The sequence below is a fragment of the Micromonospora sp. WMMD723 genome (genome assembly GCF_049863385.1).
Taxonomy (GTDB): domain Bacteria; phylum Actinomycetota; class Actinomycetes; order Mycobacteriales; family Micromonosporaceae; genus Micromonospora; species Micromonospora wenchangensis.
The window spans coordinates 2,570,602-2,593,470 of record NZ_JBMKNR010000001.1 but is presented as its reverse complement, the minus strand read 5'-3'; the positions used below and the strand labels follow the sequence as shown (position 1 = coordinate 2,593,470).

The window sequence follows — 22,869 nt, the reverse complement described above, 5'->3', positions numbered from 1 at the left end:
GCCGGTCACCGCCGAAGGCGCCCACCGGCGCCAGCGGTGCCACCGCCCAATCGCCGTACGGCGAGCCGGGGAACCGAGCACCTGGGGTGAATCCGCGCCAGCGGTAGGGGCCACTTCCGTCCCGAACCCGTCAGCTAACCCGGTCGGCGGTCGACGGAAGGGAAAACTGTGACGGCACCCCTACGCCGCTGGTTGACGCCGGCAGTGGCCGTACTCGCCGCCCTGGCGATCGTCGCCGGACCGGCCGCCGCCCCCGCGACGGCCGCGCCCAACGCGCCCACCCCCTCGGGGCACGAGGAGGACGACGAGCCGAAGCTCCTCACCGACGTCATCGAGGCCACCAACCGGGAGTATTCGGCGGCGAAGACCCGGCTGGAGAAGTCCAAGAAGCGCCAGCTCGAATACGCCATCGAGGTGGAGAAGGCGGAGCAGGAGCTGGCGGCGCTGGCCCCGCAGGTCACCGAGATCGCCGCCCAGTCGTACCGGACCGGTCGGGTCGGCGCGGTCGCCGCGCTGCTGGAGAGCGACGCGCCTGACGCCTTCGTCCGCCGGGCCGCCGCCCTGGACGAGCTGAACATGGTCAACGCCGGCAAGCTGGCCGAGGTCAACAAGGTCAAGACCCGGGCCGAGCAGGCCAAGCTCGCCGTCGACGCCGAGGTCCGGGAGCAGCAGAAGCAGACCAACCTGATGGCCAAGAAGAAGACCGAGGCCGACAAGGCGCTGGCCCTGGTCGGCGGCCGGGGCTTCACCGGCGGCCTGGTCGACGCGACGTCCCCGGTGGCCCGCGTCGCCCCCGGCCAGACCGCCGACGGCGATTGGCGTGGCGAGTCGTGCAGCGAGAACGACCCGACCACGTCCGGCTGCATCACCCCGCGCACGCTGCACATGTACAAGGAGGTCAAGCGGGCCGGGTTCAACCGGTTCGTCGGCTGCTACCGCCCCGGTGGGCCGTGGGAGCACCCCAAGGGCAGGGCGTGCGACTGGTCGTTGCAGAAGAGCGGGTTCAGCCCGTGGCACAACAACGACACCCGGATGTACGGCAACAACCTCGCCGCGTTCCTGATCCGCAACTCGGACCGGCTGGGCATCTACTACGTGATCTGGAACCGGCAGATCTGGTTCCCGGCCAACGGCTGGAGTTCGTACTCGGGACCGTCCGACCACACCGACCACGTCCACGTGTCACTGCTGTAGCGACCGTGTTCGACACCACGGCGGCGATGGTGCGGTGTCCGGGTCCCTGGACGCCGCGCCACCGGCCCCGATGAGTTGTTCGGGCCACGCACGACGAAGGCCGCCCGGCTGAGCCGGGCGGCCTTCGTCGTGACCGGTGCGGGTCAGGAGGCGACGGGTGCCGACGCGGCACCGGCCGGCACGGCCGGTGCGGGCACCGCGGCGGCGGGCTCGGACAGCACGGCGGCGGGCTCGGGGGCCGGGGCGACCTGGTGGACCTCGCCGGCGGCGAGGCGGTAGGACATGCCGACCACCGCGCACCGACCGGCGACCACCTCGGCGGCGATCACCGGCGAGTTGCCGAGCAGCACCTCGACGGTCTGCGCGATGTGGATGTCGACGATCCCGTCGATGTCGTGCACCCCCTGCTGGGCCGCGCGACGCAGGCTCGGCCCGACGGCGGCGACCACCGAGTAGAGGTGCCCCGGGGGCTGGGTGCCGGTGCGGGCCGTGTCCCGGGCCGCCTGCACCGCACCGCAGGAGTCGTGCCCGAGGACCACCACCAGCGGGGTGCCGAGCACCGTGACCGCGTACTCGACGCTGCCGAGCACCTCGGGCCCGGCGGTGTGCCCGGCGGTCCGGACCACGAAGAGGTCACCGAGACCCCGGTCGAAGATGATCTCGGCGGCGAGCCGGGAGTCGGAGCAGCCGACGATGACGGCGAAGGGATGCTGACCGTCGGCGACGGCGGCGCGGTGCCCGGCGTCCTGGTTGGGATGACGGGGCACACCGGCGACGAACCGCCGGTTGCCGGCCTGCAACTCGGCCAACGCCTGGGTCGGAGTGATCGGGGCCATTGCCTCACCTCGGTCCGGAATCGCACCTGGTCACGCCGGCCGGCGGCGACGACGGCCGTGTCCCCACGGTCACACGCAGCTAAAGGTACGTCAAGATTTCGTGATACACGTTTCAGGCGTCGGTCGGCGCGGTGTCGACGGCGTGTCGGAGCCGGGGCGCGCACCGGACCGGCGGGCGACCCCGCAGGCTCGACCCGGCCGACCGGCGCGGCCCGTCGGGGCGGCCGACGACGGGTCTCCCAGGTACGGGCCATACCATGACCGGCATGGCGACAGGCGGCACGGGGAGCACCCGGAACTGGACGTTCCTCACCAACCACGGCCATGTGCTGCTCGCCATCGCCCGGAACCCCACCGCCCGCCTCCGCGACGTCGCCGACGAGGTCGGGGTGACCGAACGGGCCGCCCAGGCGATCGTCGCCGACCTGGAGGCCGGCGGCTACCTGCGGCGTACCCGGGTCGGCCGGCGCAACGAGTACACGCTCAACCCGAGCGGCCACTTCCGGCACCCCGCCGAGGCCGACCGCCAGGTCGGCGCCCTGCTCGCCCTGTTCAGCCCCGACCCGGCCGACGCCGGGTCCTGAGCCGCCGGGCCCGGACGCCGACGGCCCGCCCCGGCGGGGACGGGCCGTCGCGGGTGGAGGGTCAGCAGAAGCTGCCCGCTCCGCCGCCACCGTCCTGCCGGGTGGTGCGGAAGTCGCACAGGTCGTAGCCGTTGGCGGTGAGCACCGCCTTCGCCGCCGCCGTCTGCGCCCCGGTCAGCGCCGGCTCCCGGGAGAGGACGAAGCCGGTGCTGCGGTCCGGGTCGCCGACGACCGCCCACCGGTAGCCGGAATCGAGCCCGATCACCACGTAGTTCGGCCCACCCAGGTAGATCCACCTACCGCCGAGCTTGAGGAAGGACACGGTCAACGCCGAGTCGGCCGGCGGGTTCTCACTGCGGGCCCGCCCGGTGACCGCGCTGGTGGTGCCCACGATGGTGCGGCAGGCGTTGCGGACCCCGATGGTGCCGTCGGGCTGGACGTCGTACCGCGCCGTCACGTTCTTGTAGCACTGGATCTCGAAGATCGCCGGGATGGCGGCGATCTGGTACCAGTCACCCGCGTAGCGCTCGACGTCGACGTCGGCCACCGGGGTGAGCGGTCCGGTGTCGACGGCGGTCGGCGCGGCCTGCGCGGGTGCGGCGGTGGCCAGCACCGCCGCGGCGGCGACCGCGACAGCCGCGACGGCCTGACGGCGTACTCCCATGGTGTCTCCTCCGGTCTGTCGGTCCGGCGCGACGGACGTCACGCCGACCGCGGAATTGCCCGGACCCACCGGCCGGAAACTGTAGGCATTCTCATTCCTGTCAATGCATCCGGACGCAGGCCAACGGCCGTATCCCTGGTGGGAACAGTCCGTCCACACGGCACACCGTGGCCCGACTCACTCCTCCGGTCGGGTCACCGCCGCTGCGCGGACGGCCGGTCGGGGATAGGTTGGACGGGTGATCCGCGTAGCCCCCACCCCGCCGGTCTGGGTGTCGAGGCTGCGCGACCTGACCCGGCTGGCGGTCACCGCGCTGGTGCTCGCCGCCGGCCTCGGCGGGTTCCTCGCCGTCACCGGCGGCCCGGCCGCCGTCGCCGCCCGACCGTCCGTGGTGACCTCGCGGGTGGCGACGCTGCCCGCCGACGCCCGACCGACCGACGACCGGGCCGACGCCCGGCCCGGTGACGAACGGCCCGCCGACGGGTCGCTGCGCCCCCAGTCGCCGACGCCCGCCGCCGAGGCCGCCACCCGGCCCGTCGCGCCGGCCGCCGGGGCGACGCCGGACCCGGTCCGGGACGCCACCGGTCGACGCGGCCCGCCCCGGAGCTGAGCCGCGCGGCACCTGCGCCGCCCGTCCCGGCCACGACCGGGCCCCTGCCGACCGCAGCCCCGGGATGTCCGGCCGGCCCGACCGCGATCCGGACAGGTCCGGTCCGGCAGATCCGGTCGACCGAACCGGTCCGCCCGTCGCAGGACGCGCCGCACAGCTCCCCCGCCCGCTGCCGGGCCCCCGTCCGTCCACATCGTTGTCCACCGTGAGGTGTTGGTGATGCAGACCGTCTTCTCCGCCGTCCTGCCCGATGTCCCCGCCGCCGCCGCGATCTGGCTGATCCTGCTCGCCCTCGCCGCCGTCGCCGTCGCGGCCCTGGTGGTCCGGCCCGGCCGGCTCCGGCTGGCGGTGGCCGGCCGGTTCCGCGACGCCGCCCTGCCCGACGACCCGGAACGGGCCGAGCAGGACCGGGAGCACACCCGGTACGCCGAGGAGGTCGCCGTGGCGGCCGACCGGGCCGGCACCACGGCGAGCCGGTTGCGGGCCGAGTGGCTCGCCACCCAGGACGAGGTCGAGTCGGCCTGGACCGCCCTGGAGGCGGCCGAGGCGCACCTGCGCCGGCTCGCCGCCGCCGCGGTCATGCCCCTGCCGCACACCGGTCAGACCCCCGCCGAGTACGCCGACCGGGAACGCTGGCTGCACCGGGCCGCCGAGGCGGCGCACCGGCGCGGTGAGCTGTCGGACGCGCAGCTCGCCGACGCCCTCGCCCACCGGGCCGGCTGGGACCCGCGCCGGCACCCGGTGGAGCAGGAACTCGTGCTGCGCCGCGCGACCCGGGACCACCTGGCGGCCCGGCACCGGGCAGCGGTCGCCCGGGAGCAGGCGGCCTGGCGGGCCGCCGACCTGGCCGGCGCGGCGGCCCGCAGCCTGCGCGACGAGGCGTTCGCCGCGCGGGAGCGCCGCCCGGAGCGGGCCGAGTCGGTGCTGCCGATGCCGGAGGCCCCCCGCTCGGCGGCGGACACCACCCGGGAGAACCCGGTCGTGGCGCGCGGCCGGGCCGCCGTCCCCGCCTACTGACCCACCTCCACGACCTGGCCCGCTTCACGACGGCGACGCCGCCGACGCCGGGGGTGCACAGCCGGTGACGCCGGACGCGCACAGCCGGTGACGGCGGCGCGTCGCCTACCGGACAGCGGCGCGGTGGGCGGCGCTGGACTAGCGTTGCGGGCATGTCCCGGGAGATGTGGGCGCTCGTCGTCGTCGGCGCGATCCTGGCGCTGGCGACACTGGTCGGCGCGGTCCTGCTGGCGGTGCGGGTGGTGCGCACCCGACGGCTGCTCGGCACCCTCGGGGTGAGCGGCAAGGTGGCGTTCTACGGTGCGCTGATCTACACGATCTGCCCGGTCGACCTGCTGCCCGACCCGATCTACCTGGACGACATGGGCGTGCTGGCCGGGGCGTTGATCTACCTGACCCGGCTGGCCCACCGCCGCCGGGCCGCCGGCCGCAGCCTGCCCGGTCAACCCGGCCGCACGGGTGTCCCGCCCGGCCCGGGCCAGTCCCGCCAGATCGTGTCATGATCGGGGCCGAGCCGGGGCCACGCCGGCCCTGGGACGGGGGACGGACATGGCCGGCAGGCATCGGTTGGACCCGTACGACGAGCGGGTCCTCACGTTCTGCCGTGAGCGGCACCTGGCCACGCTGACCACCCTGCGGCCCGACGGCACGCCGCACGTCGTACCGGTCGGGCTGACCTACGATCCGGCGGCCGGGCTGGCCCGGGTGATCACGTCCGCCGGTTCGGCGAAGGCCCGGTACGTCGCCGCCGCCGGTGCGGCGGGGGTCCCCGTGGCGGCGTGCCACCTCGACGGCCGCTGGTGGCTGACCGTCGAGGGCCGGGCGGTGCTGCGGACCGACGCCGCAGCGGTGGCCGAGGCCGAACGCCGGTACGCCGAGCGCTACCGCCCGCCGCGCCCGAACCCGGAGCGGGTGGTCATCGAGATCGGCGTGACCCGGCTGCTCGGCTCCCTCCCGCCGCTGACGTCCGAACAGGACCGACCCGGCGCGACGGACCGACCGGCGCGACGGACGGGTCGCTGACCGTCGCCAGCGGGCGGGGCCGACAGGTGGTGGCTCATCGACGGTGATGGGTTCGGAGGGCCGGCGATGGGTACAGGCCCCGCCAGGAGCCGATCCGTCCGCAACCGGTAAGGGGCACCGAGATGAGCGACCCACAGGCCACCACGGCTCAGGACGTGGTGGACGTCCTGACCGCCGACCACCACGAGATCGAGGCGATCTTCGTGGAGCTGGAGAACCCGCAGGGCACCGCCGAGCACCGCCGCCGGCTGGCCGACGTGCTGATCGCCGAACTGGTCCGGCACGCGGTCGCCGAGGAGATGTACGTCTACCCGACCGCCCGCCGGGCCCTGCCCGACGGCGACCAGCTCGCCGAACACGAGATCGCCGAACACGCCGCCGCCGAGCGGACGCTGAAGGAACTGGAGCCGTTGGACCCGTCCGACGCCCGCTTCGAGCCGCTGATCAGCCACCTGGCGAAGACCATCAGGCACCACGTACGAGAGGAGGAGTCGGAGCTGTTCCCCCGACTGCGGGCCGCGGTCGCCCACGAGGAGCTGGTGGAGCTGGCCGACCGGGTGGTGACGGCGAAGGGGCACCTGCCGACCCGCCCGCATCCCGGCGCACCGGACCACCCACCGGCGAACCGGCTGCTCAACCCCGGTACCGGGCTGATCGACCGAATCAGGGACACGCTGAGCGGGCGACCGACCAACCGGGCCGAGCTGCACGACGGGCAGGACTGACCGTCGCCGGTGGTCACCTGCGGGCACCCCGCCCGAGGTGACCACCGCGTCCGGTCACGGCTCCGGGGCCACCCGGCTGCCGTCCGCCGCGTCGGACACCACGATCGCCTCCATCGGGCAGGACTCGGCGGCGTCCAGCACCGCCTCCGCCGGGTCGATCCGTTCGGCCACCGGCCGGGACAACCCCCCGTCCACGAGGACGAAGTGGGCCGGGGCGTAACTCGCGCAGATCCCCGCCCCGATGCACCGGGTCGGGTCCACGTGCACCCGCCAGCCGCTGTCCCCCATCTGCTCCACCGTTCCTTTCGCTACCAGTTCACGGGCAACGCCGTCAGACCCCGGACGAGCAGGCCGCTCTTCCAGGTCAGTGCCGCCGGGGGCACCGCCAGCCGCAGGCCCGGGGTGCGGGTCAACAGCGTCTCCAGGACCACCTGGAGTTCCATCCGGGCCAGTTGGGCCCCGATGCAGTGGTGCGGGCCGTGACCGAAGGCGAGGTGCGGGTTCGTCTCCCGGTCGAGGACGAGCCGGTCGGCGTCGGGGAAGACGGTCTCGTCCCGGTTGGCCGAGGGGATGGAGACCAGCACCGGTTCCCCGGCGCGGACCAGCACCCCACCGAGTTCGACGTCCGTCAGGGCGTACCGGGCGAACGCGGAGGTCGCGCCGAGCGGGATGAACCGCAGCAGTTCCTCCACGGCGGAGGGCACCAGGGACGGCTCGTCGAGCAGCCGCTGCCAGACGTCGGGCTCGGTGAGCAGGACGTAGACCAGGTTGGGGATCTGGGTCACGGTGGTCTCGTGGCCGGCGGCCAGCAGGCCCGCCGCCAGACGTACCATCTCGTCCTCGGTGAGCCGGTCGGCGTTCTCGTCGCGGGCCCGGACCATCGCCCCGATCAGGTCGTCGGTGGGGGTCACCCGCCGCTTCGCGATCAGCCCCGCCATGTACGACAGCAGTTGGTCGAGGTAGCTCTCGGCCACCTCCGGCCGCAGCGAGGTGGTCGACACGATCGCCTCGGACCAGGTGTGGAACCGGTCCTGGTCGGCGACCGGCACCCCGAGCAGGTCGCAGATCACCCGGATCGGCAGCGGGGTGGCGAGGTGGGCGACCAGGTCGGCCGGTGACCCGGCGGCGATCATGCCGGCGACGAGTTCGTCGGCCAGTTCCCGGGTGCGTGGGCGCAGTTCCTCGACCCGCCGGGCGGTGAACGCCTTGGCCGCCAGCCGCCGCAGCCGGCTGTGCTCGGGCGGGTCCATCCCGAGGATGCCGGACTCCCGCTGGTAGGGGACGCTGCGCGGCTCGTCCCGTCCGACGGCGGCGGCCCGGCTGAACCGCGGATCACCCAGCACGGTCCGCACGTCCGCGTGCCGGGTGGCCAGCCAGGCCGGCTCCCCGAACGGGAGTCGCACCCGGACCAGCGGTTCGTCGCGGCGCAGCCCGGCGTAGCGGGGGTCGACGTCGAGCCGGTGCGGATCGCTGAACGGATACGGCCGGGCCTGTGTGGCGTGCGTTGTCTCGGTCACCGGGGATGCTCCCTCTCGTCGACGGCCCGCGGGCTCGCGCGCCGACCCACTCCACACGACTCCACGGTGAGTCATGCCCCGAATGCGGATAGTAGCGAGAGTCCTCGATGGTTACCAGAGGTGATCAGCCCTTGACACGACACTGCCGGGCCACCCCGTTCGGGGTGGCCCGGCAGCGGGAAACCGGTCAGCGGCCCTGGTCGCCCTCACCGGTGTGCGCCTGGGCCGCGTCGACACCCTTGTCGATCTGCTCGTCGTACCTGCCGCCGGTCCGCTTGTCGGCGTAGTCGCCGGCCTTGTCCAGGCCCTGGTCGACCTGCTTGTCGTGCTTGTCCGCGAAGTCCTTGGCCTTGTTCAGGAAGTCACTCATGATGTCCCCTCCTCGTTCGCTGTCTGCTGCGTTCCCCCACCACCCGGGCGCAAACCCCGCAGCGCACCGTGGCGCGGCCGCGGTGGGCGGACCGGGGTGTCGTCCTGCCGGCGGCACCGTCCGGAAACGACCGTCCTGAACGGAACCGGGCCGCCGGCGCGGCGTTGAGCCACCGGGTGTCGCGGCCGACCCGGTCGGGTATCGACCCCGCCGAGACCGAGGAGGAACCGACGTGGTCGACGACGGTGCCGGGCGGACGCCCGAGGTGACGGCTGCGGGTGCCCGCCCCAGCCCACGGCATGCCTGGGCGGCGCTGCCCTGGCTGGTCCGCACGGCGGTGGTGTGGAGCGCCTGCCTGGTGGTCGTGGTGTTCGGCTGCTACCTGCTGGGCCGGGTGGCGGTGCTGCTCGCGCCACTGGCGATCGCGGTGGCGGTCACCCTCTTCCTCACCGCGCTGCTCGACCCGGTGCTGCTGGCCCTGCGCCGGCTGCGGGTTCCGGCCGCGCTCGCCGCGCTGCTGAGCGTCCTGCTGCTGCTCGGGGTGCTGGTCGGGGTGGGGGTGCTGGTGTGGAACCTGACGGCCGCCCAGTTCGGCGAGCTGAGCCAGCAGCTCGACGAGGGGCTGCAACGTTCCCGCGACTTCGTCACCGGGACCCTGCCGGTCAGTGACGCCCAACTCGACAAGCTGATCGGGCAGGTCCGCGACGGGCTGGGCGGCAGCGCCCCCGACCCGGTCGGCGGGGCCCGTACGGCGGCCGAGGCACTCGGCTCCACCCTGCTCGCCCTGGTGTTGCTGTTCTTCCTGCTCAAGGACGGCCGGTCGATGTGGCACTGGGTGCTGCGCCGGATGACCGGGCCGAACCGTACGGTGGCCGCCGAGGCGGGCCGGGTCGGTTGGCGCACCCTCGGCTCGTACAGCCGGGGCACGATGGTCATCGCGGCCATCGACGCGATCGGGATCGGGCTGGCGCTGGTGCTGCTCGGGGTGCCGTTGGCGCTGCCCCTGGCACTGATCACCTTCCTCGGCGGTTTCGTGCCGATCATCGGGGCGACGGTGGCCGGCGCGGTGGCCGTCCTGGTGGCGTTGGCCGCGAACGGGCCGACCACGGCGCTGCTGGTACTGGCCGCGGTGATCGCCGTCCAGCAGGTCGAGGGCAACCTGCTGGAACCGTTGATCATGAAGCGGCAGGTGCAGTTGCACCCGGCGGTGATCCTGGTGGTGGTCACGGCGGGCACGCTGATCGCCGGCATCGCCGGGGCCTTCGTCTCGGTACCGATCGCGGCGGTCGCCTACCGGGTGGTCGACACCGTCCAGCGGCACCGGGAGCAGGTCGCCCCGACCCCGCCGGCCGACCGCCCCCACCACCGCGGCGAGAAACCCCCCGCCGCCCCAGCCTGAGGCCGCCGGCCCGCCCAGCGCCCCGGACGCATGCTCCCGGTCGTCGCTGGGGAGGCGATGTTGCGGCATCCGGGCCCTCGGACACCGCAACATCGCCCCCCTAGCCTCCCGTCCCCGCCGGCCCGGCCCGGCCCGGTCAGGCGGGGACGGGGAGATGGTGGGTGAACCATCCGGCGGCGGCGTCGGTCACCTGGTCGAGCGTGCCGGGCTCCTCGAACAGGTGACCGGCGCCGGGCACCACGCGCAGTTCGTGCGGGGCGGCGAGCACCTCGGCGGCCTGCTCGTTCACCGTGATCACCTGATCGTCGAGGCCGCCCACCAACAGCAGCGTCGGAGCGCGTACCCCGGACAGGGCGGGGCCGGCCAGATCCGGCCGGCCGCCCCGGGACACCACGGCGGCGACCCGCTGCGGGCGGGCAGCGGCGGCCACCAGGGCGGCGGCGGCCCCGGTGCTCGCCCCGAACAGGCCGACCGGCAGCCGGCCCAGCGTGGGTTCGGCGGCGAGCCAGTCGAAGGTGCCGGTGAGCCGGTCGGCCAGCAGGTCGATGTCGAAGCGCCACTGTGCGGTCCGGGCGTCGACCTCGTCCTCCTCGGCGGTGAGCAGATCCACCAGCACGGTCACCAGCCGGCGACGCTGCAGCCCCCGGGCCACCGCCACGTTGCGCGGGCTGTGCCGGGAACTGCCGCTGCCGTGGGCGAAGAGCACCACCCCCGTCGCGTCGTCCGGCCCGTCGACGTCCGCCGGCAGCCTGACCTCCCCCAGCGACACCGTCGCCTCGGCGCGTATCCCCATGGTGGTTGCCCCTTCCCGCTCGCCGGCCGGTGGCGGTTACCCGCCCGGGGGCCGCTCTCACCCGTTGCCTTGACACCGGCGACAAGGTCTAGCGTGACGCCGGGAGACGCCGCCGGGGAGGTCGGGATGCTGATCGGCGAACTGGCGCAGCGGGCCGGGACGAGCACCCGCACGCTGCGGTACTACGAGACGCACGGGTTGGTCCGGCCGCGCCGCTCGGCCAACGGCTACCGGGTGTACGACGAGGCCGAACTGCGGGTGGTGCACGAGATCCGGGCGCTGCTGGCGGTCGGCTTCGGCCTCGACGACATCCGGCCCTTCGTGGCCTGCCTGCGGGCCGGCCACGCCTCCGGGGACGTCTGCCCCGACTCGGTGGCGGTGCTTCGCCGCAAGCTGGCCGAGGTGGACGCCTACCTCGACCGGCTCGGCACGGTCCGCCGCCGGCTGCACGACCAGCTCGCCCAGGCCATCGCACAACGGGAGGAAACATGCCTCAGGACACGGCAGCGCACCGGTTGACCGCCGTCACCGACGCCACCTTCGCCGACACGGTGCTGGCCGCCGACCGGCCGGTGGTGGTCGACTTCTGGGCCGACTGGTGCCCGCCCTGCGTCGGCACCTCCCGGCACCTCGCCGAGTTGGCCGGGGAGTTCGGCGACCGGCTGCGGGTGGTCGCCCTGGACACCGACGCGAACCCGGACACCACCCGGGCGTACGGGGTGATGTCGCTGCCCACCATGCTGGTGTTCGTCGGCGGGCAGGTGGCCGGCTCGATCGTCGGCGCCCGCCCGAAGAACCACCTGCGCCTCGCCTTCGCCCGCCACCTCGACACCTGACGCCACCCGCGCCCGGCGGCGGTTTGCGGGGGTTTCCGGCGGGAACACGCGCGGGACACCGGCGCAGCCGCGCCGCGCACGGATCACGAGGTTCGCCATGGCCAAGCGGAAGGCACGTCAGCAGACCCGGACCATCGAGCAGGACCGCCCCGAACCGGACGTCGGGCACGAGCCCGACTGGGCGGACGAGGCGGCGCAGGCGCGTACCCCCGAGGACCCTCGGGCGGTCGCCCCGCGCGACGCCGGTGGCCGGCCCTCCAACGGCCCCCAGTTCTGACCCGCTGATCAGTCACGGGTGGTGGGTCGCCGTCGCGCCCGCGACGGCGACCCACCGGCGGGGTCAGCCGGGGGACTCGGGCAGGCGCAGCAGCGGGGCCCGGCCGGGCGGCTGCTCCGGTGCCGGGCCGCTCCCGTGGCGCTGCGGCACCGGCACGGTCACCGGCGCGGCGGAGGTGACCCGCACGGTCTCGCCGTGGTGCCGCAGCTCAACCACCGTGTCCGGGCCGCCGTTACGCAGCGAGTACGTCGTCTGGTGCGGCCGGACGTCCACCCGCAGCCGCATCGACCGCCACTGCAACGAGAACTCCAACCGGCTCAACCGGCTGGACAGCCGGGGGGCGAACGACAGCTCGCCGTCGTGGTCGCGCAGCCCGCCGAACCCGGCCACCAACGCGATCCAGGCCCCCGCCAGCGACGCCATGTGCACGCCGTCGCGGGTGTTCTCGTTGAGGTCGTGCAGGTCCATCAGCGCGGCTTCCCGCAGGTAGCTGTGCGCCAGCTCGGCGTGGCCCACCTCGGCCGCGAGCACCGCCTGGGTGCAGGCCGACAGGGACGAGTCCCGCACGGTACGCCGCTCGTAGTAGAGGAAGTTGCGCAGCTTCTGCGCGTCGGTGAAGGCGTCCCCCCGCCAGTGCATGGCCAGCACCAGGTCGGCCTGCTTGACCACCTGCTTGCGGTACAGGTCGAAGTACGGGTAGTGCAGCAGCAGCGGGTACTTCTCGGTCGGGGTGTGCGCGAAGTCCCACTCCTGGAGCCGGGTGAACCCCTCCACCTGCTCGTGCACGTCGAGGTCCTCGTCGTACGGGATGTGCATGGCGGTGGCGGCGTCCCGCCACTCGGCCGCCTCCTCCTCGGACACCCCCAGGTCGAGGGCCTCGTCGCGCAGGCGCATCGCGCAGTCGGCGGCGGTGAGCAGGTTCCGCTGCGCCATCAGGTTGGTGTAGATGTTGTCGTCCTTGACGGCGGTGTACTCGTCGGGGCCGGTCACCCCGTCGATGTGGAACCGGCCGTACCGGTCGTGGTGGCCCAGGGAACGCCACAGCCGCGCCGTCTCCACCAGCAGTTCCAGGCCGATGTCCCGTTCGAGCTGCTCGTCGCCGGTGACCAGGACGTAGCGGCGCAGCGCGTCGGCGATGTCGGCGGCGATGTGGAAGGCGGCGGTGCCGGCCGGCCAGTACGCCGAGGACTCCGGCCCCTCGATGGTGCGCCACGGGAACGCCGCGCCGGCCAGGTTCAACGTCCGGGCCCGCTCCCGGGCCTGCTCCAGCGTGGCGTGCCGCCAGTACAGGGCGTCGCGTACCGCGCCCGGCTGGGTGTACGTCAACACCGGCAGCACGAACATCTCGGTGTCCCAGAACGCGTGCCCGTCGTAGCCGGGACCGGTCAGCCCCTTGGCGGAGATCGGCCGGCGCTCGGCCCGCGCCCCGGCCTGGAGCACGTGGAACAGTCCGAACCGGACGGCCTGCTGCACCTCCGGGTCCCCCTCGACCCGGACGTCGGCGGCGTCCCAGAACCCGTCGAGGTATTCGCGCTGCTCCCGGTGCAGCCCGTCCCAGCCGGTCAGCCGGGCGGCGGCCAGCGCCGCGCCGACCTGGTCGCGCAGCGCGGGCAGTGAGCGCCGGCTGGACCAGCCGTACGCGAGGTACTTGACCACCCGCACCGTCTCGCCGGGCTGGAGCACGCAGCCGATGGTGGTCCGGACCCAGTCCTCGTAGCCCTCGGACTCGAGGGTGGTCCGGCCCGGGGCGTCCACGTCGTGGCCCATCCCGGCGGCCACCCGCAACCCGCTGACCTTGGTGCGGTGGATGAGCAGCCCGCCGTCGTCGGTGGTCAGCTCCTCCTCGGCCTGCAACGGCGACTCCAGCACGGCGGCGACCCGGGGGTCGCGGCTCTGCGCCGGCAGGTTCTCGTTGGCGACCAGCTCGGACTGGAGGATCAGCCGCAGCGGGCCGCTGACCGCCTCCACCTCGTAGTGGATCGCGGCGACCGACCGTTGGGTGAAGGAGACCAGCCGGGTGCTGCGGACCTTCACCTCCCGGCCGGCGGGCGAGCGCCAGTGCATCTCCCGGTAGAGGGTGCCGGCCCGCAGGTCGAGGACCCGTTCGTGGCTGAGCAGCTCGCCGTAGCGCAGGTCGAGGGGTTCGTCGTCGACGAGCAGCCGGATCAGCTTGCCGTTGGTGACGTTGACGATGGTCTGCCCCGACTCGGGGAACCCGAACCCGGCCTCCGCGTACGGCAGCGGACGCAGCTCGTAGAACGAGTTGAGGTAGGTGCCGGGCAGGCCGTGCGGCTCACCCTCGTCGAGGTTGCCGCGCAGCCCGATGTGACCGTTGGAGAGTGCGAAGACCGACTCGGACTGGGCCAGCACGTCCATGTCGAGGCGGGTCTCCCGGATGTGCCACGGCTCGACCGGGTAGGCGCGCTCCCGGATCATGCGGCTGGCCCGCGCAGCAGCTCGGCCAGGTCGGTGACGACCACGTCGGCGCCGTGGGCGCGCAGCTCGTCGGCCTGTCCGGCCCGGTCCACCCCGATCACGTGCCCGAAGCCGCCGGCCCGGCCGGCGGCCACCCCGGCCAGCGCGTCCTCGAACACGGCCGCGTCGGCGGGGTCCACCCCGAGCAGCTCGGCGGCGGCGAGGAAGGTGTCCGGGTGTGGTTTGCCGCGCAACCCCTCGGCGCGGGCGACCAGCCCGTCGACGCGTACCTCCAGCAGGGGTTCCAGGCCGGCGGCGGCGACCACGTCGCGGCAGTTGGCGCTGGCCGAGACCACCGCGCGGCGCAGCCCGGCCCGCTCGGCCGCCTTCAGGTAGGCCACCGACCCGGGGTACGCCTCGACGCCGTCGTGGTGGATCCGGTCCAGCAGCACGACGTTCTTGCGGTTGCCGACCCCGTTGACGGTCTCCGCGTCGGGCGGGTCGTCGGGGCTCCCCTCGGGCAGGGTGACGCCCCGGGAGGCGAGGAAGGAACGCACCCCGTCGGCGCGCGGTTTCCCGTCGACGTAGCGGTGGTAGTCCGGGCCGGGATCGAACGGCCGGAACGGTTCGCCGCCGGCCTCGGCGTGCCGGCGCAGCAGGTCGTCGAAGGTCTGTTTCCAGGCGGCGTTGTGCACCTTGGCGGTCGCGGTCAGCACGCCGTCGAGGTCGAAGAGGCAGGCGGTCACATGAGCAGGTAGGCCCAGCACGCTACGAATCTATCCACCGCCCCACCCGGGCAAACCCCCGCCACGCGGGTCAGCGGTCGGGGCGCAGCGTCCACAGGACGGTCATGGTGGCGGTGACGGTCCCGTCGGGGGTGCCGATCTCGACCGCGACCGGGAACTCGGGGCGCTGCCCGGCGTCCAGCTCGGCGAGCACCTCGGCCGGGGGACGGCCGAGCCGCGCGGTGGCCAGCACCTCGCCCATCGCCACCCGCCGGTACGCGATGTCGGCCCGCACGGCGAGCGGCACGGCCCGGTCGAGCACCTGCCCGAACGCCGCCATCACCACGGCGCCGGAGGCGGTCTCGCCGAGGGTGAACATGGCCCCGGCGTGCGGGCCACCGACGTGGTTGTGGGTGGCCGGCGTGTCGGGCAGCCGGACGACCGCCCGGACTCCGCCCTCGGCCTCCGGCGCGACCTCGACGATCTCGAAGCCGAGCGTGCGGGCGAACGGGACGGCCCGCAGGACCCCGGCCGCCACCTCCCGGGAGTCAACGGTCATACCCCCGACGTTACCCGCGGGTAAACACCCCGCCAAGCCCTCGCACAATTCCCGCAATGTCACTGGAATTGCGGCATCAGAACCTGCGGACACCGCAATTGCAGCGACATTGCGGTATCCGCACCGGGCCAGGGCTCGACGGGTCAGCGCCAGCCGACGTCGATCCGGTCGCCGCGTTCGTCGAAGAAGTGCAGGGCGTCCATCCGGACCGCGACCGCCATCGGGTGCCCCGCCGAGATCGCCGGGTACGGGGCCAGCCGGACCGCCAGTTCCGCCGGGCGGCGGTGGTGCCGGCCGGGGTCGTTCAGCACGCTGGTGCGGTTGCCGCCGGGCGTCCGGTCGACCTCCTCCGGGTCGGTGGCCCGCCCGGTGAGCCGGGACATGACCTGGCCGAACCGGCGCAGCCCGCGCTGACCCGGGACCGCGTCCTCGGCGGGGGCGCTCATCTCGTCGACCATGATGGCGGTGGCGCCGATGTCGAGGAAGGCCAGCGACTCGTGCCCGTGGTGCTCCAGGTAACGCACCCGGCCCTGGAGCACGTCACCGGGGGTGTCCGGGGCGACCGGGGTGAGCGCCTCGGCCCGCATCCCGACCACGATCCGCTCGCCGTGGTAGTGCGCCACGGCCCGGCTGCGGATGTCGTCCCACGGCAGGTAGAGCGCCTGCTCGCCGAGGGTCAGCGTGACGTACCGGTCGAGGTGGACGTAGACCGACGCCTCCAGCAGGTTCATCCGGGGGCTGCCGAGGAACGCCGCCACGTAGAGGGTCGCCGGGCGGCCGTACACCTGGGTGGGGGTGCCGACGTCCTGGAGCACGCCCTTGCGCATGATGGCCACCCGGTCGGCCATGGTCAGCGCCTCGGCCTGGTCGTGGGTGACGTAGATGGTGGTGACGCCCAGCTCACGGGTCAGCGCGGAGATCTCGGCGCGCAGCTCGGCCCGCAGCCCGCTGTCCAGGTTGGACAGCGGCTCGTCCATCAGGAACAGCCCCGGCCGGCGGACGATCGCCCGACCCATCGCGACCCGCTGCCGCTGGCCGCCGGAGAGCTGGCTCGGTTTGCGGCCGAGCACGTCGCCGATGCCGAGCGCACTGGCCACATCCTGCACCCGCTCACCCCGGGGCACCGGCTCGACCCCGGACAGCTTGAGCGGGAAGCCGATGTTGTCACCGACGGACATGTGCGGGTAGAGCGCGAAGTCCTGGAAGACCATGGCGATCTTCCGGTCGCGCGGCGGCAGGTCGTTGGCGACCTCACCGTCGAGCATCACCGCGCCGGTGGTCGGCTCGGCCAGGCCCGCGATCATCCGCAGCACGGTCGACTTCCCGCAACCGGACGGGCCCAGCAGCACCATGAACTCCCCGTCGACGACGTCGAGACTGACGTTGTCGACGGCAATTGTCCCGTCCGGGAATACCTTTGTGACGTCCTTCAGCGCGACGGTGGTCACCGTCTCCTCCCCCAGCTTGGCCGAACCCCGGGGTTGACTGTGACGAGCATCATCGGGTTAGCACATCGGGTAAACGTGCCATGTTCGGCTGATGACAGCCCTATTACGGGCCAGTACGGCGATCCGCCCGGATCCTCACCCTGATTCGCCGAGAAACACCCGCCGGACCACCCGTTCCGCCGCGTGCCCGTCGTCCCAGCCGCAGAACCGCTCCCGGAACGCCCGTCGGGCCCGCTCGGCCGAAGCGCCGGTCACCGCGTCGGAGCGGAAGACCTCCCGGAGTTCGTCGAAGGTCAGCGCGACCGCGCCCGGCGGCTCGGCGGTCACGTCGAAGTAGACCCCCCGGGCCAACCGGTAGGCGTCGTGGTCCGGCGCGTAGATCACGATCGGCCGGTCCAGCACGGCGTAGTCGAACATCGCCGACGAGTAGTCGGTGACCAGCACGTCGGCGGCCAGGTAGAGGTCCTCGACGGTGCCGACGTCACTGACGTCGACCACCCGCCCCCCGGCCCGCTGCCGGACCCGGCCCTCCCGGTCGTGGAAGTAGTGGCTGCGCACCAGCAACCGGCCGGCCGGCCCGAGCACGTCCAGCAGCCGGTACGGGTCGAACGGCGGCCGGTAGCCGGGCAGGTGCTCCCGGTGGGTAGGCGCGTACAGCACCACCCGCTCGTCCGGGGCGATCCCGAGCCCGGCCCGGACCGCACGCACCTCCTCGGCGGTGGCGGTGACCAGCCGGTCGTTGCGCGGGTAGCCCACCTCCAGCCGGACGTAGTCCGCCGGGTAGGCGCGGTCCCACATCTGGGTGGAGAACGCGTTGGAGGTGATGCTGTAGTCCCAGCGGTCCACCCGGCGCAGCAGCCCGGCGAAGTCCATCCCGACCGCGCCGAGCGGGTACCGCTGCTGGTCCAGGCCCATCACCTTGACCGGGGTGCCGTGGTGGGTCTGCACGTGCACCTGGCCGGGGCGCTTGCGCACGAAGTCCGGGAAGTTGACGTTGTTGACCAGCCAGCGGGCCCGCGCCAGCGCCCGCTGGGCGTCGCGGGTGCCGGCGACGACGTACTCGGTGCCGGGCGGGAGGGTGTCGACCCGGTCCCGGCGGACGATCCACACCCCCCGGACCTGCGGGGCGAGCCGGCGGGCGGCGGCGTGCACCGCCGCCGGGTTGCAGGCGTACCCCCGGTACCAGTAGGCGGCGTAGACGGCCAGCGTCGGGTCGATCGGCCGGTGCAGCTCGGCCCGGTAGTACTCGTGCAGCAGCGCGTCGCGGGCCAGCCGGGCGGTCCGCCGGGCCACCGGCCGGGCCCGCCGCCCGGTCACCCGGGCGGTCTCCCGGGCCTGGCTGACGGCGCGCAACGCGCTGAAGGTGTGCCACCGGCCGGCAGCGACCAGCCGGTGCTTGAGCCCGTCCCCGCCGTCCGGCACCGGGTAGCCGCCGGGCGGGCGGAAGCGCCTGTGGTCGGCGGTGATCCGCCGGAAGAACGCCTGCCGCAGCGCCGGGGCGATCCGGTCGCCGTTGCCGAGCACGGTCAGGTAGTGCCAGATCATCCGCTCGAACACCACCGGGCGCAGGCCCGCCAGGTCGGGTCGCCCGTCGAGGAAGGCGAACACCCGGTGCCACTGGTCGAAGACCTCGAAGTGCCGGTCGTCGAGGGTCCGGGTGATCGCGCCCGCCCGACGCTGCCGGTAGTGCACGCAGACCCGGTCGAGCACGCCGATCCGCCCGGCGGCCAGCAGCACCGGGTAGCTGAACGCGACGTCCTCGTACCAGCCGGGGGCGAAGCGCAGCCCGAGGCCGGTCAGGAACTCCCGGCGGACCAGCCGGTTCCAGGCGGTGTGCAGCAGGCGCAGCGTCTCGGGCCGCTCCGCCAGCCGGAACGTCGCCGCGCCGGGCGGGTCGCCGAAGACCTCCGGCAGGGCACTGCGGGTGGCGCGCTCGTCCCAGTGCACCCGGACGTGGTCGACCAGCAGCACGTCGGGGCGGGTGGCGGTGAGCCGGTCGGCGACCTCGGGCAGGCAGTCGGGGGCGAGCCGGTCGTCGCCGTCGAGGAACCAGACGTACTCACCGGTGGCCCGGTCCAGCCCGAGGTTGCGGGCCGGACCGAGCCCGACGTTGCGCGGCAGGCGTAGCGCGTGGACCCGGGGGTCGCGGGCGGCGTACTCGTCGAGGATGTCGCCGCAGGCGTCCGGGGAGCCGTCGTCGACCCCGATCACCTCGATGTCCCGGTACGGCTGGCCGAGCAGCGAGTCCAGGCACTCGCGCAGGTAGCCCTGCACCCGGAAGGCCGGTACGACGAAGCTGATCAGCGTCATCCGCCCCGCCCCCGTCGTCAGCCCGGCGAAGCCCCCCGCACCGGTACGGCAGCCGCCCGGCCCGCGCGCGCCGGCAGCACGACCCAGGCCAGCACGACACTCGCCACGAAAACCACTAGAAGGTACGTACCGATTGTAGCCATGGCAGGGGCGGCAAATCCGGCGATCGCCGCCACCGCCAGCAGCACCGAACGCCCCTCCCAGCCCAGCGTCCAGGCGTGCAACGGCGGGGCCGCCTGCCGCTTCTCCAACCGGGCGGTCAGGTCGTAGTGGTGCACGGTCAGCACGAAGACGTACCCGAAGACCAGCCACGCCGGCACCCCGCCGACCACCCCGACCACGGCGGCGAACAGGTACTCGCCGGCCCGCAGCGCCGCCGGCACCAGCCAGTCCAGCGGCCCGTTGTGCGCCGCGCCCGCGCCCAGCCCGGCGACCAGCAGCACCACCAGCGCGACCGGCAGCCACCAGCGCAGGCCGCCCGGATCGCCGTCACCGGCCGCCCGGAACAACCCCACCGCCAGCAGCACCGCCGGCCCGAGCGCCCCGAGCACCGCCAGGGTCAGCGGGCCCATCGGCCGGACCACCGGCAGCCGGGCCGCCAGCGGCCCGTCGTCGCGGTGCAGCGTCGCGTCGACCGTATCCAGCACCGGCACCCACATCCAGCGCGCCCGCAGGGTCCGCAACGCGCCCGTGTAGCCGAAGGCCAGCACCCCCCACACCAGCACCGAGACCAGGCTGACCAGCGGCCCGAACAGCGCGGCGGTGACCGCGATCAGCGCCCACCGCTCGCCGATCGGGAAGACCACCGTCCGCTTCAGCCAGTACGACACCGAGCCGGTGTCCGCCTGCACCCGGGTCGAGGCGGCGTTCAGCTTCCCGCCGATCCCCCCGGCGGCCGGACCGGCCGGGCGCGGACGCCGGGCCGCCTCGTCGTGCAGCACCCCGTACCAGGCGTCGGTCATGTGCCTGACAGTCTGCAACGTCATCGCGGCGATCGCCAGCGCCCAGCCGTAGCGGAACCCGGCGTGCGTCGCGCCGTAGCCCAGCCCGGCGTAGACCAGGTACTCCTTGGCCCGGTCGGCCATCGTGTCCAGCCAGCCGCCCCAGGCGCTGAAGTGCCTGGTGTAGCGGGCCAACTGCCCGTCCACGCAGTCCAGCACGAAGCCCAGGTAGAGCAGGACCGCGCCGGCCACCAGGGCGGGCCGCCCGCCGGCACCGAAGAGCACCGCCGCGACCACCGCGAACAGCACCGAGATCATGGTGACCCCGGTCGGCGTCAGGCCCAGCCGGGCACACGCCTTCGTCACGTACGGCGACCAGGTGCTGACGAAGTAGGTGGTGAAGAAGTCGTCCCGTTCCTTCACCGACAGCCGCAGCTGCGCCCGGTCCTCGTCCACCCCGGCCAGGGCCGTCTCGGCGGCGGCCAGCCCGGCCGGGTCGGCGACCCGGTGCGCCACGAGCAGGCGTACCCGGTGGGCGAAGGTCAGGGTGCCGAGGTCGGCCAGCGCGGCGAACAGCCGGTCCACGGCGGCACCTGACGCCGGGGCGACGGCCGCCGAGCGGGCGGCGGCGGCCAGCGCCGGCAGGTCGTCCGCGCCGACCCGCACCGCGCCGCCGAAGACGCCGGTGGCGTCGGGCAGCTCCGGGCCGGCGTCGACCACCTGCCCGCGCTCCTCGCGCACCTGCGTCGCGCCGGCGGCCGGCGGGTCGGTGAGCACCAGGGCCACCGTCGGGCCGACCGGGCTGGTGGCCAGGTGCCGCAGTACGGCGGTGTGTGCGACCAGGTCGCCCCCGGTGACCAGGGCCGGGCCGGTGAGGGTGTCCACCAGGGCGGCGAGCGCCTGCAGGTCGGTGACGGTGTGCACCCGGTCCGCCCCGGCCCGGTGCAACTGCCCGGCGAGCCGGTCGGCCAGCGGTTCGCCCGTGCCGGTGGGCAGGCCCGCGGCCGGCGCACCGGCGGCGAGCACGATCGCCACGGTCATCGCGGCACCGCGGCGTGGTACGCGTCGAGCGCCTCGGCGACCGTCCCGTCCACGGTCAGCCGCCCGCCGTCGAGGTAGAGCCCCCGACGGCAGAACCGGGTCAGGTCCTTCTCGTTGTGTGACACCAGCACCAAGGTGCGCCCCTCCGCGAGCAGTCGGTCGATCGTCGAGTAACACTTCTGGCGGAACTCCGCGTCGCCCACCGCGGTCACCTCGTCCATCAGCAGGATCGGGTGCGGCAGGTGCGAGATGATCGCGAACCCGAGCCGCACCTTCATCCCCGACGAGTAGTGCCGCACCGAGGTGTCGATGGCCCGTTCCACCTGCTCACCGGCGAACCCGACGATGTCGTCGAAGTGCCGCCGCAGGTAGCCCGTGGAGAGCCCGTGCAGCCCGCCGACCAGGTAGAGGTTCTCCCGGCCGGTCAGGTCGTTGGAGAAGCCGGCGGAGAGTTCCAGCAGCGGCGCGACGTCACCGGAGACGGTGATCCGCCCCTCGTCGGGGATCAGCACCCCGGCGATCAGCCGCAGCAGGGTGCTCTTGCCGGTGCCGTTGCGCCCGATCACGCCGAGCGTGTCGCCCGGCGCGACGGTGAACGAGACGTCCCGCAGCGGCCAGAACTGGTCGGTGGCGGCCCGCCCGCCCCGGTGGATGAACAGTTCCCGCAGCCGGAGCTGCCGACGCCGGTTGCGGACGAACCGGATGCCGAGCCCCTGCGCCTCGATGATCGGCGGCACCTACAGTTCCTTCAGCACGGCCGGTTCGAGCCGGCGGAACGCCCACCAGCCGGCCGCCAGCACCAGCAGGCTCCCGGCGATCGTGGTGGTCAGCAGCCGGGCGTCGGGGAACTCGTCCGGGTACCAGATGGCGTGCTGGAGCTGGAAGATGCCGACCAGCGGGTTCAGCTCGTACGCCACCTTGATCCAGCCCGGCATGCCCGACTCCCGGACCAGGCTCAACGGGTAGATGATCGGGGTGGCGTAGAACAGCACCCGGATGACCAGCCGCATGAACCGTTCCACGTCGCGCATCAGCACGTTCACCGCGGACAGCAGCAGGGCCAGCCCGATCAGCAGGGTGCCCTGCACGGCGACGGCCAGCGGCAGGCTCAGCAGCGACCAGCCCAGCCCGATCCGGCCGTTGGCGGCGTAGACGGCGGCGACGGCCAGCAGGATCGGCAGGCCGGCGACGTACTCGGCGAACCGGCCGGTGACCCGGCCGATCGGGAAGACCTGCCGGGGCACGTTCATGGTGGTGATCAGGCGGGACTGCCCGGTCAGCGCGTTGGTCGCCTCGCTCAGCGCCGAACTCGTCCACATCCAGGCGAAGATGCCGGTGATCAGGAACAGCGGGTACGACCCGGCGGCCTCGCCGAGGTGCCTGTTGGTCGGCCCGGAGTAGAGCACCCCGAAGACGAAGAAGTAGATCGCGCCCATCCCCAGCGGCTCGATCAGCGACCAGAGGTAACCGAGCACGGACTGCTGGTACTTCACCGCGAGATCGCGTCTGACCAGGATGCGCAGTGAGTTGCGGTGCGACCACAACGCCGTGACGCCTGCGGTCACCGTCGCCTCCCGCCTGACAA

Annotated in this window: 25 protein-coding genes and 1 riboswitch; of the genes, 11 read left to right on the top strand and 14 right to left on the bottom strand. The window is 73.7% G+C overall.

Going from position 1 to position 22,869, the window contains the following annotated elements:
- Positions 1 to 33 precede the first annotated feature (33 nt).
- A riboswitch (cyclic di-AMP (ydaO/yuaA leader) is annotated at positions 34 to 165 on the top strand.
- Positions 166 to 168: 3 nt separating this feature from the next.
- On the top strand, positions 169 to 1,194 hold the full coding sequence (locus ACN261_RS11815; protein WP_421485206.1) for a coiled-coil domain-containing protein: 1,026 nt from the start codon (positions 169 to 171) through the stop codon (positions 1,192 to 1,194).
- A 143-nt stretch (positions 1,195 to 1,337) separates the two neighbouring features.
- On the opposite strand, the gene ACN261_RS11810 is transcribed toward ACN261_RS11815, so the two are convergent.
- The gene (locus tag ACN261_RS11810; RefSeq protein WP_425850014.1) at positions 1,338 to 2,030 is read right to left on the bottom strand and encodes a carbonic anhydrase; all 693 of its coding nucleotides are present in this window, start codon (positions 2,028 to 2,030) and stop codon (positions 1,338 to 1,340) included.
- A 257-nt stretch (positions 2,031 to 2,287) separates the two neighbouring features.
- Here ACN261_RS11810 and ACN261_RS11805 point away from each other — a divergent pair, with 257 nt between their 5' ends.
- The gene (locus tag ACN261_RS11805; RefSeq protein WP_372444599.1) at positions 2,288 to 2,614 is read left to right on the top strand and encodes a helix-turn-helix transcriptional regulator; all 327 of its coding nucleotides are present in this window, start codon (positions 2,288 to 2,290) and stop codon (positions 2,612 to 2,614) included.
- A 61-nt stretch (positions 2,615 to 2,675) separates the two neighbouring features.
- Here ACN261_RS11805 and ACN261_RS11800 read toward each other — a convergent pair whose 3' ends face one another.
- Complete coding sequence (locus ACN261_RS11800; RefSeq protein ID WP_421485204.1) at positions 2,676 to 3,278, bottom strand: lipocalin family protein; 603 nt, start codon at positions 3,276 to 3,278, stop codon at positions 2,676 to 2,678.
- 238 nt (positions 3,279 to 3,516) lie between these two features.
- Between ACN261_RS11800 and ACN261_RS11795 the strand changes: the two genes are divergently transcribed.
- From ACN261_RS11795 to ACN261_RS11775, 5 genes are all read left to right on the top strand, one after another.
- Positions 3,517 to 3,888 carry a hypothetical protein gene (locus tag ACN261_RS11795; protein ID WP_425850010.1) on the top strand — a complete coding sequence of 124 codons (372 nt, stop codon included), beginning with the start codon at positions 3,517 to 3,519 and terminating at the stop codon, positions 3,886 to 3,888.
- 219 nt (positions 3,889 to 4,107) lie between these two features.
- A complete protein-coding gene (locus ACN261_RS11790; protein ID WP_421485202.1) occupies positions 4,108 to 4,905 on the top strand; it encodes a hypothetical protein in 798 nt (265 codons plus the stop codon).
- A 152-nt stretch (positions 4,906 to 5,057) separates the two neighbouring features.
- Positions 5,058 to 5,408, top strand: a complete 351-nt coding sequence (locus ACN261_RS11785) for a DUF1232 domain-containing protein (RefSeq protein WP_425850008.1) — start codon at positions 5,058 to 5,060, stop codon at positions 5,406 to 5,408.
- 46 nt (positions 5,409 to 5,454) lie between these two features.
- Positions 5,455 to 5,928, top strand: a complete 474-nt coding sequence (locus ACN261_RS11780) for a TIGR03618 family F420-dependent PPOX class oxidoreductase (RefSeq protein WP_421485200.1) — start codon at positions 5,455 to 5,457, stop codon at positions 5,926 to 5,928.
- 122 nt (positions 5,929 to 6,050) lie between these two features.
- Positions 6,051 to 6,653 carry a hemerythrin domain-containing protein gene (locus ACN261_RS11775; protein WP_421485199.1) on the top strand — a complete coding sequence of 201 codons (603 nt, stop codon included), beginning with the start codon at positions 6,051 to 6,053 and terminating at the stop codon, positions 6,651 to 6,653.
- Between the two features lie 54 nt (positions 6,654 to 6,707).
- Here the strand turns inward: ACN261_RS11775 and ACN261_RS11770 are convergent, their stop codons facing one another.
- The 3 genes from ACN261_RS11770 to ACN261_RS11760 form a co-directional block, all read right to left on the bottom strand.
- A complete protein-coding gene (locus ACN261_RS11770) occupies positions 6,708 to 6,941 on the bottom strand; it encodes a ferredoxin (RefSeq protein WP_421485198.1) in 234 nt (77 codons plus the stop codon).
- Positions 6,942 to 6,961: 20 nt separating this feature from the next.
- On the bottom strand, positions 6,962 to 8,170 hold the full coding sequence (locus tag ACN261_RS11765) for a cytochrome P450 (RefSeq protein WP_421485197.1): 1,209 nt from the start codon (positions 8,168 to 8,170) through the stop codon (positions 6,962 to 6,964).
- A 187-nt stretch (positions 8,171 to 8,357) separates the two neighbouring features.
- Positions 8,358 to 8,540, bottom strand: a complete 183-nt coding sequence (locus ACN261_RS11760) for an antitoxin (protein ID WP_204925887.1) — start codon at positions 8,538 to 8,540, stop codon at positions 8,358 to 8,360.
- Between the two features lie 232 nt (positions 8,541 to 8,772).
- Here ACN261_RS11760 and ACN261_RS11755 point away from each other — a divergent pair, with 232 nt between their 5' ends.
- Positions 8,773 to 9,939, top strand: coding sequence for an AI-2E family transporter (locus ACN261_RS11755; protein ID WP_421485196.1), 1,167 nt, complete (start codon positions 8,773 to 8,775; stop codon positions 9,937 to 9,939).
- A 136-nt stretch (positions 9,940 to 10,075) separates the two neighbouring features.
- Here the strand turns inward: ACN261_RS11755 and ACN261_RS11750 are convergent, their stop codons facing one another.
- On the bottom strand, positions 10,076 to 10,732 hold the full coding sequence (locus ACN261_RS11750) for a dienelactone hydrolase family protein (RefSeq protein WP_425850004.1): 657 nt from the start codon (positions 10,730 to 10,732) through the stop codon (positions 10,076 to 10,078).
- 126 nt (positions 10,733 to 10,858) lie between these two features.
- Here ACN261_RS11750 and ACN261_RS11745 point away from each other — a divergent pair, with 126 nt between their 5' ends.
- The 3 genes from ACN261_RS11745 (at position 10,859) to ACN261_RS11735 (ending at position 11,845) form a co-directional block, all read left to right on the top strand.
- A complete protein-coding gene (locus tag ACN261_RS11745) occupies positions 10,859 to 11,251 on the top strand; it encodes a MerR family transcriptional regulator (protein WP_363791450.1) in 393 nt (130 codons plus the stop codon).
- Positions 11,221 to 11,568, top strand: a complete 348-nt coding sequence (locus ACN261_RS11740; RefSeq protein ID WP_357934089.1) for a thioredoxin family protein — start codon at positions 11,221 to 11,223, stop codon at positions 11,566 to 11,568. The genes ACN261_RS11745 and ACN261_RS11740 overlap by 31 nt, the downstream gene beginning before the upstream one ends.
- A gap of 97 nt (positions 11,569 to 11,665) precedes the next feature.
- Positions 11,666 to 11,845 (top strand): hypothetical protein, encoded by a 180-nt coding sequence (locus ACN261_RS11735; RefSeq protein WP_421485194.1) that lies wholly within the window; start codon positions 11,666 to 11,668, stop codon positions 11,843 to 11,845.
- Between the two features lie 63 nt (positions 11,846 to 11,908).
- On the opposite strand, the gene ACN261_RS11730 is transcribed toward ACN261_RS11735, so the two are convergent.
- The 8 genes from ACN261_RS11730 to ACN261_RS11695 all read right to left on the bottom strand — a co-directional run bounded on the left by ACN261_RS11730 (position 11,909) and on the right by ACN261_RS11695 (position 22,849).
- The gene (locus ACN261_RS11730; protein WP_421485193.1) at positions 11,909 to 14,281 is read right to left on the bottom strand and encodes a glycoside hydrolase family 65 protein; all 2,373 of its coding nucleotides are present in this window, start codon (positions 14,279 to 14,281) and stop codon (positions 11,909 to 11,911) included.
- Positions 14,278 to 15,027 (bottom strand): beta-phosphoglucomutase family hydrolase, encoded by a 750-nt coding sequence (locus tag ACN261_RS11725; protein ID WP_425850000.1) that lies wholly within the window; start codon positions 15,025 to 15,027, stop codon positions 14,278 to 14,280. Before ACN261_RS11725 ends, ACN261_RS11730 begins: the two co-directional genes overlap by 4 nt.
- A gap of 49 nt (positions 15,028 to 15,076) precedes the next feature.
- Positions 15,077 to 15,544, bottom strand: a complete 468-nt coding sequence (locus ACN261_RS11720) for a DUF4442 domain-containing protein (protein WP_421485191.1) — start codon at positions 15,542 to 15,544, stop codon at positions 15,077 to 15,079.
- Positions 15,545 to 15,687: 143 nt separating this feature from the next.
- Positions 15,688 to 16,992 (bottom strand): ABC transporter ATP-binding protein, encoded by a 1,305-nt coding sequence (locus ACN261_RS11715; RefSeq protein ID WP_421485190.1) that lies wholly within the window; start codon positions 16,990 to 16,992, stop codon positions 15,688 to 15,690.
- Between the two features lie 135 nt (positions 16,993 to 17,127).
- A complete protein-coding gene (locus ACN261_RS11710; RefSeq protein ID WP_425849996.1) occupies positions 17,128 to 19,302 on the bottom strand; it encodes a bifunctional glycosyltransferase/CDP-glycerol:glycerophosphate glycerophosphotransferase in 2,175 nt (724 codons plus the stop codon).
- Positions 19,303 to 19,319: 17 nt separating this feature from the next.
- On the bottom strand, positions 19,320 to 21,284 hold the full coding sequence (locus tag ACN261_RS11705; protein ID WP_425849994.1) for a DUF5941 domain-containing protein: 1,965 nt from the start codon (positions 21,282 to 21,284) through the stop codon (positions 19,320 to 19,322).
- Positions 21,281 to 22,021: an ABC transporter ATP-binding protein gene (locus tag ACN261_RS11700; RefSeq protein ID WP_420116350.1), complete on the bottom strand. Its 741-nt coding sequence runs from the start codon at positions 22,019 to 22,021 to the stop codon at positions 21,281 to 21,283. Before ACN261_RS11700 ends, ACN261_RS11705 begins: the two co-directional genes overlap by 4 nt.
- Entirely contained in the window at positions 22,022 to 22,849 is an 828-nt protein-coding gene (locus ACN261_RS11695; protein WP_421485187.1) for an ABC transporter permease, read from the bottom strand.
- Between the last annotated feature and the right edge of the window lie 20 nt (positions 22,850 to 22,869).

What these genes read in the sequence shown, in the direction of transcription:
- ACN261_RS11775 (WP_421485199.1), top strand. Translation starts at nt 6,051, where the DNA reads ATGAGCGACCCACAGGCCACCACGGCTCAGGACGTGGTGGACGTCCTG.
- ACN261_RS11780 (WP_421485200.1), top strand. Translation starts at nt 5,455, where the DNA reads ATGGCCGGCAGGCATCGGTTGGACCCGTACGACGAGCGGGTCCTCACG.
- ACN261_RS11790 (WP_421485202.1), top strand. Translation starts at nt 4,108, where the DNA reads ATGCAGACCGTCTTCTCCGCCGTCCTGCCCGATGTCCCCGCCGCCGCC.
- ACN261_RS11730 (WP_421485193.1), bottom strand. Translation starts at nt 14,281, where the DNA reads ATGATCCGGGAGCGCGCCTACCCGGTCGAGCCGTGGCACATCCGGGAG.
- ACN261_RS11745 (WP_363791450.1), top strand. Translation starts at nt 10,859, where the DNA reads ATGCTGATCGGCGAACTGGCGCAGCGGGCCGGGACGAGCACCCGCACG.
- ACN261_RS11740 (WP_357934089.1), top strand. Translation starts at nt 11,221, where the DNA reads ATGCCTCAGGACACGGCAGCGCACCGGTTGACCGCCGTCACCGACGCC.
- ACN261_RS11805 (WP_372444599.1), top strand. Translation starts at nt 2,288, where the DNA reads ATGACCGGCATGGCGACAGGCGGCACGGGGAGCACCCGGAACTGGACG.
- ACN261_RS11785 (WP_425850008.1), top strand. Translation starts at nt 5,058, where the DNA reads ATGTCCCGGGAGATGTGGGCGCTCGTCGTCGTCGGCGCGATCCTGGCG.
- ACN261_RS11800 (WP_421485204.1), bottom strand. Translation starts at nt 3,278, where the DNA reads ATGGGAGTACGCCGTCAGGCCGTCGCGGCTGTCGCGGTCGCCGCCGCG.
- ACN261_RS11750 (WP_425850004.1), bottom strand. Translation starts at nt 10,732, where the DNA reads ATGGGGATACGCGCCGAGGCGACGGTGTCGCTGGGGGAGGTCAGGCTG.
- ACN261_RS11720 (WP_421485191.1), bottom strand. Translation starts at nt 15,544, where the DNA reads ATGACCGTTGACTCCCGGGAGGTGGCGGCCGGGGTCCTGCGGGCCGTC.
- ACN261_RS11705 (WP_425849994.1), bottom strand. Translation starts at nt 21,284, where the DNA reads ATGACCGTGGCGATCGTGCTCGCCGCCGGTGCGCCGGCCGCGGGCCTG.
- ACN261_RS11760 (WP_204925887.1), bottom strand. Translation starts at nt 8,540, where the DNA reads ATGAGTGACTTCCTGAACAAGGCCAAGGACTTCGCGGACAAGCACGAC.
- ACN261_RS11770 (WP_421485198.1), bottom strand. Translation starts at nt 6,941, where the DNA reads ATGGGGGACAGCGGCTGGCGGGTGCACGTGGACCCGACCCGGTGCATC.
- ACN261_RS11710 (WP_425849996.1), bottom strand. Translation starts at nt 19,302, where the DNA reads ATGACGCTGATCAGCTTCGTCGTACCGGCCTTCCGGGTGCAGGGCTAC.
- ACN261_RS11735 (WP_421485194.1), top strand. Translation starts at nt 11,666, where the DNA reads ATGGCCAAGCGGAAGGCACGTCAGCAGACCCGGACCATCGAGCAGGAC.
- ACN261_RS11810 (WP_425850014.1), bottom strand. Translation starts at nt 2,030, where the DNA reads ATGGCCCCGATCACTCCGACCCAGGCGTTGGCCGAGTTGCAGGCCGGC.